Genomic DNA, 8,962 nt, shown 5'->3' with positions numbered 1-8,962 from the left:
AAGAACACCTCTTATTTTTATGTTCTTATAATATCATAAAAAGTTTATGAGAACAATATATAAAAAAACGTTCTCATAAACCGACATTTTGTTCTCATAAACCGACATTTTGTTCTCATAAACCGACATTTTGTTCTCATAAACCGACATTTTGTTCTCATAAGGTCTTATAAAGGTTATCATATCAATGTTTATAAGGTGTCTAAATATATATATAAATATTATATTAAATATTATTTAAATATAGTTGTACGTGCGCGCGCGAAAAAACACACCAATATTTTATATTTTAATTAATGACATTTTGTTCTCATAAACCAACTTTTAATTAATCTTTAACTCTAAATAAGAGTCTCAGAACGCTTAAAAGATCTTTTAAGCATAAAAAGGTAGTAGAAAAGAAAATAAAGCGTCTAAGAGCCTTTAAATGATTTTTGAAGCTTAATTAAGGAGGTTAAACATAGCTATAAACCTAAATAAGCCATTCTAAGCGATTCTAATTTATTTTAGGTGTTTTTATACCTAAAGTATTTTTTAAGCTTAAATCAAGCGCTTACATGGCCATTAAAAGAAAAAGAATAGGTCTTTTCAGAGAGAGTTTTCCGTTTCCTGAAAATTCGGATACGGGGTATTTATTTAATTTTGATGTCAAAATTTGAGCTTACAGGAGATATTTTTTAAGAATTGATTTAAAAAGTGAATCAGATTTAAGAGTGAATTATTTTTCGAAATTTAGCATTTTTAATATTCTTTTTTAGAAATTTTTAAGGCTTAAATCTCAAAAAATCATAAGAGATTGTTACAAAAATCTTAAATTCCAATTCACTTTTTTTGAAGAAACAGCCCATTTTTTGTCTTTTTTAAAGAGCATAAGGAAAAACAATATCACTTTTCATGATTAAAAATTAATCATGAGTGATAAGTTGGCAGTGCCAACTGTTTTTCTATTGACAAACCAAATGATTAAATATTAATCTTATGATTAGAAATTAATCGTTAATGATATCGTTTTTAAGTAGTTTGATTAATTTTTAATCGGTATAAGTTAAAATAAAAGTGTATTTATCATTGTATGATTAATTTTTAATTAAATAATAAAGGGGAGATTTTATGAATTTTCTACTACGTTTACCATCAGAATTACATTCATATCTTTCAGAAATTGCTAAAAAAAAAGACGTATCCATGAATGAATATATACTAAATTTAATTCGAGAAGATATCACTGAAGAATATAGTAATTCTCAAAAAATAGAACAAAGAAGAGTACTAACAGATGTCAGTAGAATGTTGAACAAACAAAATAAAGCTATTAATGAATTAAACATTTGGCATGAAATACATGCAAATATGCTTAAAGAACTTTTAGGAATGGGAGAGAGTAATAATGACTAAAGAAATTAAACGATTAAATTTTGATATTGATACAGATCTGTTAAAGGAATTAGATATCCATATTCTGAAAAATAAACACAAATACATTACAAGGTCAGAGTTTTTAAGACATGCGATTTTAACTCTTTTAGATTTAGAAAATGAAGATAACTATACAAATAAACAAATTGTTGATGAAGTAAAGCACCTTAAATCTTTATTAGAACTGAACATACAATTTACTTATTCCATGATGGAACGTCAGGAACTTAAAGTTTCTAATTTATATTATGGAGATTCTTTAAGAGCCATAAAAGGTAAAGAAGCTATTGATAGACATTACAGAAATAAATTAATGAACGACAATAAAATACAAAAAGAAGAACTAGTAGAAAAAAGGGAAGATAAAAGATTTCAAAGAATAACAATTGATGATTTATAAACTTCTACTAAATCAGATTCTTTAGCTATTTTAGACTTAAATAACTAAATCTAAGGTCGCTATAAGCAGTTTAAAGGCTTATAACTTTTAAATCATGCATAGTTATCAGTTAAATGGCTATAAAGCATTGATGTAGTATATATTTAACCGATATACTCATACATGGCAACTGCCCCGAAAGGGGGTGTGTTCTATGGTTTACGAACTTCTAAATTTGTTCGTGGCACCAATTATTGTCGGTGTCATCTTGTTAGTGATAGAGCGTTACCTAGATACGCATCACAACAAGTAAACAGTTGCCCTAAATTTAGGCACAAAAAACCCCATCAGTATGCAGACTGATGGGGTTTGTGTGTTCTATGATAGAACTTCTAAATTTGTTAATTACATTATAACATGATCTATTAATTTCTAACATGATTAAGGTATTTAGATGTCTTTATTTGCTATGTAAAGACATTATCCTATGCGTTAGTTTTTCTTTTATTTATATTTTACGAGTAAGTATGTGTCATGAATTTTTTTAGAAGTTACATATCTGCTATATAGTTTCTCTCCCATATGATAAGTATCAATTCTTGTTTTTGTGAAAGTAATATCTGCATATCCTCCTAAATAGTATATTTTTAATAATATACTATGATAATATAATGAAATGTAAGAAAATTCAAAATATTAGGGAGGCGTTATCTATGAATACCTATTTCAAAAAAACATTATCTGTTTTTCTTGTTTTTGCAGTTCTATTAATGATTGTTCCAGAGACTAACCAGCATAATAAAGCCAAAGCAGCTGGTGAAACAATTTGGGCATCTCCAAAACTATATAAAAAATATGGTACAAAGGGTTTCACTACATCTACAACCGTCACTAGAGCAGAATTAAATAAAATCGCTAAGCAAGCTACTGGTAATAAAATAACAAGAGACGTTAGTATATCTCTCGGTGGAACATTAATAGCTATTCCTTTATCTCCTTATGCATCTATAGCAACAGGAGTAGCCTCCACTATAATTGCAAGTACTTTGCCTCATTCTTCTGATCAACTTAATAATACTTTGAAAAAATCAAGTGCTAAAAATTTTAAATTAACCGCACATTACAGATACCTGAGAAAAGGAACTGATAAATATTATGTAGTAAGCCATTTTACCGCTACACCAAAATAAAGAAGAGCATTTAATGCTCTTCTTTATTTTTACTAATCTTTAACTCTAATGAAATATAAGAAATTAGTCCTATTCCTAAAGCTATAAAAGTTAATATATACCATGAGTACATATCAAATTTAAAATTAACAGTATATAAAATTAATAAACAAATTATATATACTAACAACCACAATAATCTTTCTTTCATGACCCAACCAACTTCCTTTTTAATTGTAATGAAAATATACTGCTAAAAAAATAAGTATAGAATCAATAAATAAAATTCCTGCCATTCTTTTTAGTTCTTTAAAAAACTAGCAGGTTGATTATCATTAGCTTTTATACTTAAAAAACCTAAAATTGAAACTAAAATTACACTGACAATATAAATAATAAGTTTATTCATAATTCTACTCCTTTAAAACAGCATATATTTTTTGTAAAACGTTTTCAATTTTTAAATTCACTTTAAATATTATATTTTTTACATAGTATATATGGCGTATGCACTAATTAAGCTTCAAATGAAGAATAATCTCATTATGTGTACTACTAGTTGGGTTATTTTTTTCTTTTTCTATCACATCTCGAATTGCAAAAAACAAATCTACTATTTAATTTTGCTTAAATTTAAGTAGTTTTAGCTATAATCAAGTTGCTAGAGACTGTTTAGACGCTTATAACTTTTAAATAGTGCGTCATTGTATATTATAATGCTCTAGAGCATTATTAAGTTAAACATCCTCTTCTAACCATTTTTTAAACGGCAAATATGGTTCTTCTTTCCGCTCATATTTATCTTCGATCCAAGCTCCAACCCGTTCTGGCTCAAAAGTGAATTCATATCCTATAATAGGATTACCACGCTTATTTGATGTGATTTTATTAACCTTTAAATTTTCAAAATAAGATTTCAGATCTTTAACCCCTTTTTCTACAACACGTGTCGTAATCATACCAGTAGAATAAGATTTAGGTATATCCATTAAAGATTTGAACTCATCGATACTAAAATCACGTTTTCCAGCAACTCTATATTGTTTTAATAATCTAAACAAAGTTTTTGAATAAGTAGATTTTATATCTAAAAATTCGTCTAACATGAACTGTGTCCAGTTTCCCTCGTTCCATTCATTTAAAATATATTCAAACCGTTTATTTACATCTATTTCTAAGGTCATATCTGATAAATCATCATTCCAATGAGCCTCAAAATATGTAAATAAGGGCATCATCACTAAGGAATTATCAGTTTCTTTAAAGTATGAAAGTGATTGTAATTTTTTAGTTAAATTATGCAACGTAGATTGATAACGTTGATTATGCTCTATAGTATACCGAGCCATTTCTGCTAATTCGTATTTATCCATCACTACAGTCTGTGTACCTTCATCCCTCATTCTTGTTAATACAGCAAAGAAAAAATTCATTTCTTCAGTAGTCCAATTTCTCATAGGGATAGTATTTATATCATTGTTAAATCTAGTAACACTTTTATATTTAGACTCACTCATAAGAACACCTCTTATTTTTATGTTCTTATAATATCATAAAAAGTTTATGAGAACAATATATAAAAAAACGTTCTCATAAACCGACATTTTGTTCTCATAAACCGACATTTTGTTCTCATAAACCGACATTTTGTTCTCATAAACCGACATTTTGTTCTCATAAGGTCTTATAAAGGTTATCATATCAATGTTTATAAGGTGTCTAAATATATATATAAATATTATATTAAATATTATTTAAATATAGTTGTACGTGCGCGCGCGAAAAAACACACCAATATTTTATATTTTAATTAATGACATTTTGTTCTCATAAACCAACTTTTAATTAATCTTTAACTCTAAATAAGAGTCTCAGAACGCTTAAAAAATCTTTTAAGCATAAAAAGGTAGTAGAAAAGAAAATAAAGCGTCTAAGAGCCTTTAAATGATTTTTGAAGCTTAATTAAGGAGGTTAAACATAGCTATAAACCTAAATAAGCCATTCTAAGCGATTCTAATTTATTTTAGGTGTTTTTATACCTAAAGTATTTTTTAAGCTTAAATCAAGCGCTTACATGGCCATTAAAAGAAAAAGAATAGGTCTTTTCAGAGAGAGTTTTCCGTTTCCTGAAAATTCGGATACGGGGTATTTATTTAATTTTGATGTCAAAATTTGAGCTTACAGGAGATATTTTTTAAGAATTGATTTAAAAAGTGAATCAGATTTAAGAGTGAATTATTTTTCGAAATTTAGCATTTTTAATATTCTTTTTTAGAAATTTTTAAGGCTTAAATCTCAAAAAATCATAAGAGATTGTTACAAAAATCTTAAATTCCAATTCACTTTTTTTGAAGAAACAGCCCATTTTTTGTCTTTTTTAAAGAGCATAAGGAAAAACAATATCACTTTTCATGATTAAAAATTAATCATGAGTGATAAGTTGGCAGTGCCAACTGTTTTTCTATTGACAAACCAAATGATTAAATATTAATCTTATGATTAGAAATTAATCGTTAATGATATCGTTTTTAAGTAGTTTGATTAATTTTTAATCGGTATAAGTTAAAATAAAAGTGTATTTATCATTGTATGATTAATTTTTAATTAAATAATAAAGGGGAGATTTTATGAATTTTCTACTACGTTTACCATCAGAATTACATTCATATCTTTCAGAAATTGCTAAAAAAAAAGACGTATCCATGAATGAATATATACTAAATTTAATTCGAGAAGATATCACTGAAGAATATAGTAATTCTCAAAAAATAGAACAAAGAAGAGTACTAACAGATGTCAGTAGAATGTTGAACAAACAAAATAAAGCTATTAATGAATTAAACATTTGGCATGAAATACATGCAAATATGCTTAAAGAACTTTTAGGAATGGGAGAGAGTAATAATGACTAAAGAAATTAAACGATTAAATTTTGATATTGATACAGATCTGTTAAAGGAATTAGATATCCATATTCTGAAAAATAAACACAAATACATTACAAGGTCAGAGTTTTTAAGACATGCGATTTTAACTCTTTTAGATTTAGAAAATGAAGATAACTATACAAATAAACAAATTGTTGATGAAGTAAAGCACCTTAAATCTTTATTAGAACTGAACATACAATTTACTTATTCCATGATGGAACGTCAGGAACTTAAAGTTTCTAATTTATATTATGGAGATTCTTTAAGAGCCATAAAAGGTAAAGAAGCTATTGATAGACATTACAGAAATAAATTAATGAACGACAATAAAATACAAAAAGAAGAACTAGTAGAAAAAAGGGAAGATAAAAGATTTCAAAGAATAACAATTGATGATTTATAAACTTCTACTAAATCAGATTCTTTAGCTATTTTAGACTTAAATAACTAAATCTAAGGTCGCTATAAGCAGTTTAAAGGCTTATAACTTTTAAATCATGCATAGTTATCAGTTAAATGGCTATAAAGCATTGATGTAGTATATATTTAACCGATATACTCATACATGGCAACTGCCCCGAAAGGGGGTGTGTTCTATGGTTTACGAACTTCTAAATTTGTTCGTGGCACCAATTATTGTCGGTGTCATCTTGTTAGTGATAGAGCGTTACCTAGATACGCATCACAACAAGTAAACAGTTGCCCTAAATTTAGGCACAAAAAACCCCATCAGTATGCAGACTGATGGGGTTTGTGTGTTCTATGATAGAACTTCTAAATTTGTTAATTACATTATAACATGATCTATTAATTTCTAACATGATTAAGGTATTTAGATGTCTTTATTTGCTATGTAAAGACATTATCCTATGCGTTAGTTTTTCTTTTATTTATATTTTACGAGTAAGTATGTGTCATGAATTTTTTTAGAAGTTACATATCTGCTATATAGTTTCTCTCCCATATGATAAGTATCAATTCTTGTTTTTGTGAAAGTAATATCTGCATATCCTCCTAAATAGTATATTTTTAATAATATACTATGATAATATAATGAAATGTAAGAAAATTCAAAATATTAGGGAGGCGTTATCTATGAATACCTATTTCAAAAAAACATTATCTGTTTTTCTTGTTTTTGCAGTTCTATTAATGATTGTTCCAGAGACTAACCAGCATAATAAAGCCAAAGCAGCTGGTGAAACAATTTGGGCATCTCCAAAACTATATAAAAAATATGGTACAAAGGGTTTCACTACATCTACAACCGTCACTAGAGCAGAATTAAATAAAATCGCTAAGCAAGCTACTGGTAATAAAATAACAAGAGACGTTAGTATATCTCTCGGTGGAACATTAATAGCTATTCCTTTATCTCCTTATGCATCTATAGCAACAGGAGTAGCCTCCACTATAATTGCAAGTACTTTGCCTCATTCTTCTGATCAACTTAATAATACTTTGAAAAAATCAAGTGCTAAAAATTTTAAATTAACCGCACATTACAGATACCTGAGAAAAGGAACTGATAAATATTATGTAGTAAGCCATTTTACCGCTACACCAAAATAAAGAAGAGCATTTAATGCTCTTCTTTATTTTTACTAATCTTTAACTCTAATGAAATATAAGAAATTAGTCCTATTCCTAAAGCTATAAAAGTTAATATATACCATGAGTACATATCAAATTTAAAATTAACAGTATATAAAATTAATAAACAAATTATATATACTAACAACCACAATAATCTTTCTTTCATGACCCAACCAACTTCCTTTTTAATTGTAATGAAAATATACTGCTAAAAAAATAAGTATAGAATCAATAAATAAAATTCCTGCCATTCTTTTTAGTTCTTTAAAAAACTAGCAGGTTGATTATCATTAGCTTTTATACTTAAAAAACCTAAAATTGAAACTAAAATTACACTGACAATATAAATAATAAGTTTATTCATAATTCTACTCCTTTAAAACAGCATATATTTTTTGTAAAACGTTTTCAATTTTTAAATTCACTTTAAATATTATATTTTTTACATAGTATATATGGCGTATGCACTAATTAAGCTTCAAATGAAGAATAATCTCATTATGTGTACTACTAGTTGGGTTATTTTTTTCTTTTTCTATCACATCTCGAATTGCAAAAAACAGATCTACTATTTAATTTTGCTTAAATTTAAGTAGTTTTAGCTATAATCAAGTTGCTAGAGACTGTTTAGACGCTTATAACTTTTAAATAGTGCGTCATTGTATATTATAATGCTCTAGAGCATTATTAAGTTAAACATCCTCTTCTAACCATTTTTTAAACGGCAAATATGGTTCTTCTTTCCGCTCATATTTATCTTCGATCCAAGCTCCAACCCGTTCTGGCTCAAAAGTGAATTCATATCCTATAATAGGATTACCACGCTTATTTGATGTGATTTTATTAACCTTTAAATTTTCAAAATAAGATTTCAGATCTTTAACCCCTTTTTCTACAACACGTGTCGTAATCATACCAGTAGAATAAGATTTAGGTATATCCATTAAAGATTTGAACTCATCGATACTAAAATCACGTTTTCCAGCAACTCTATATTGTTTTAATAATCTAAACAAAGTTTTTGAATAAGTAGATTTTATATCTAAAAATTCGTCTAACATGAACTGTGTCCAGTTTCCCTCGTTCCATTCATTTAAAATATATTCAAACCGTTTATTTACATCTATTTCTAAGGTCATATCTGATAAATCATCATTCCAATGAGCCTCAAAATATGTAAATAAGGGCATCATCACTAAGGAATTATCAGTTTCTTTAAAGTATGAAAGTGATTGTAATTTTTTAGTTAAATTATGCAACGTAGATTGATAACGTTGATTATGCTCTATAGTATACCGAGCCATTTCTGCTAATTCGTATTTATCCATCACTACAGTCTGTGTACCTTCATCCCTCATTCTTGTTAATACAGCAAAGAAAAAATTCATTTCTTCAGTAGTCCAATTTCTCATAGGGATAGTATTTATATCATTGTTAAATCTAGTAACACTTTTATATTTAGACTCACTCAT

Annotated in this window: 8 protein-coding genes; 6 read left to right on the top strand and 2 right to left on the bottom strand. The window is 27.2% G+C overall.

Annotated elements, in window-relative coordinates; all coding sequences use genetic code 11:
• The first annotated feature begins 1,110 nt into the window (after positions 1–1,110).
• The 3 genes from CJ229_RS08795 to CJ229_RS08785 all read left to right on the top strand — a co-directional run bounded on the left by CJ229_RS08795 (position 1,111) and on the right by CJ229_RS08785 (position 2,985).
• On the top strand, positions 1,111–1,395 hold the full coding sequence (locus CJ229_RS08795) for a toxin-antitoxin system HicB family antitoxin (protein ID WP_317846636.1): 285 nt from the start codon (positions 1,111–1,113) through the stop codon (positions 1,393–1,395).
• The gene (locus CJ229_RS08790; protein ID WP_102167892.1) at positions 1,388–1,816 is read left to right on the top strand and encodes a ribbon-helix-helix domain-containing protein; all 429 of its coding nucleotides are present in this window, start codon (positions 1,388–1,390) and stop codon (positions 1,814–1,816) included. The genes CJ229_RS08795 and CJ229_RS08790 overlap by 8 nt, the downstream gene beginning before the upstream one ends.
• 692 nt (positions 1,817–2,508) lie before the next feature.
• On the top strand, positions 2,509–2,985 hold the full coding sequence (locus tag CJ229_RS08785; protein WP_102167893.1) for a hypothetical protein: 477 nt from the start codon (positions 2,509–2,511) through the stop codon (positions 2,983–2,985).
• Positions 2,986–3,701: 716 nt separating this feature from the next.
• Here the strand turns inward: CJ229_RS08785 and CJ229_RS08780 are convergent.
• Positions 3,702–4,481, bottom strand: a complete 780-nt coding sequence (locus CJ229_RS08780; protein WP_102167894.1) for a replication initiation protein — start codon at positions 4,479–4,481, stop codon at positions 3,702–3,704.
• Between the two features lie 1,110 nt (positions 4,482–5,591).
• Here CJ229_RS08780 and CJ229_RS08775 point away from each other — a divergent pair.
• The 3 genes from CJ229_RS08775 (at position 5,592) to CJ229_RS08765 (ending at position 7,466) form a co-directional block, all read left to right on the top strand.
• Positions 5,592–5,876 (top strand): toxin-antitoxin system HicB family antitoxin, encoded by a 285-nt coding sequence (locus tag CJ229_RS08775; RefSeq protein ID WP_317846636.1) that lies wholly within the window; start codon positions 5,592–5,594, stop codon positions 5,874–5,876.
• Complete coding sequence (locus tag CJ229_RS08770) at positions 5,869–6,297, top strand: ribbon-helix-helix domain-containing protein (protein ID WP_102167892.1); 429 nt, start codon at positions 5,869–5,871, stop codon at positions 6,295–6,297. Before CJ229_RS08775 ends, CJ229_RS08770 begins: the two co-directional genes overlap by 8 nt.
• Before the next feature lie 692 nt (positions 6,298–6,989).
• Positions 6,990–7,466 carry a hypothetical protein gene (locus tag CJ229_RS08765; protein WP_102167893.1) on the top strand — a complete coding sequence of 159 codons (477 nt, stop codon included), beginning with the start codon at positions 6,990–6,992 and terminating at the stop codon, positions 7,464–7,466.
• A gap of 716 nt (positions 7,467–8,182) precedes the next feature.
• On the opposite strand, the gene CJ229_RS08760 is transcribed toward CJ229_RS08765, so the two are convergent.
• Entirely contained in the window at positions 8,183–8,962 is a 780-nt protein-coding gene (locus tag CJ229_RS08760) for a replication initiation protein (RefSeq protein ID WP_102167894.1), read from the bottom strand.

Origin of the sequence: Nosocomiicoccus massiliensis, assembly GCF_002871345.2 — a bacterium.
In the GTDB taxonomy this organism is placed as follows: Bacteria; Bacillota; Bacilli; order Staphylococcales; family Salinicoccaceae; genus Nosocomiicoccus; species Nosocomiicoccus ampullae_A.
This window is presented reverse-complemented; position numbering and strand designations above follow the sequence as displayed.

Coding starts and splice junctions, on each gene's coding strand:
- CJ229_RS08780 (WP_102167894.1), bottom strand. CDS start 4,481: ATGAGTGAGTCTAAATATAAAAGTGTTACTAGATTTAACAATGATATA.
- CJ229_RS08795 (WP_317846636.1), top strand. CDS start 1,111: ATGAATTTTCTACTACGTTTACCATCAGAATTACATTCATATCTTTCA.
- CJ229_RS08775 (WP_317846636.1), top strand. CDS start 5,592: ATGAATTTTCTACTACGTTTACCATCAGAATTACATTCATATCTTTCA.
- CJ229_RS08765 (WP_102167893.1), top strand. CDS start 6,990: ATGAATACCTATTTCAAAAAAACATTATCTGTTTTTCTTGTTTTTGCA.
- CJ229_RS08760 (WP_102167894.1), bottom strand. CDS start 8,962: ATGAGTGAGTCTAAATATAAAAGTGTTACTAGATTTAACAATGATATA.
- CJ229_RS08790 (WP_102167892.1), top strand. CDS start 1,388: ATGACTAAAGAAATTAAACGATTAAATTTTGATATTGATACAGATCTG.
- CJ229_RS08785 (WP_102167893.1), top strand. CDS start 2,509: ATGAATACCTATTTCAAAAAAACATTATCTGTTTTTCTTGTTTTTGCA.
- CJ229_RS08770 (WP_102167892.1), top strand. CDS start 5,869: ATGACTAAAGAAATTAAACGATTAAATTTTGATATTGATACAGATCTG.